The organism is Streptomyces milbemycinicus (assembly GCF_002154605.1).
In the GTDB taxonomy this organism is placed as follows: domain Bacteria; phylum Actinomycetota; class Actinomycetes; order Streptomycetales; family Streptomycetaceae; genus Streptomyces; species Streptomyces milbemycinicus.
In genome coordinates this window covers 286-555 of record NZ_MUNE01000566.1, presented here as the reverse complement: position 1 = coordinate 555, position 270 = coordinate 286, and the positions used below count along the sequence as shown (strand labels likewise).

Annotated in this window: 1 pseudogene; it reads left to right on the top strand. The window is 75.9% G+C overall.

Annotation, left to right across the window (positions count from 1 at the left end):
- Positions 1–270, top strand: a pseudogene (locus CCN51_RS58305) (alpha/beta hydrolase); the annotation flags it as partial.

Genomic DNA, 270 nt, shown 5'->3' with positions numbered 1-270 from the left:
GGCGACGGCCGTGGGGTGGCGGCGTGGCGCGGGATTCGCGGGCGTCGCGATCGGCGTCGTCGCGGCAGGCGCCGCCGTGGGCGTCGGGCTGGAGCGGCTGACCGTGGGCCGCGGTGTAAGGCGCAAGGCGCGGCTGGAGCTGGACGCCGCCGGCCCTTTCGGCACGCTGCGCGGCACCCCGGGTACGGCGATCGCCGACGACGGCACCGAACTGCACTACGAGGTCGAGGACATACAGCAGCAGGCGCCGGCGCGCCGTAAGCGGCTGTT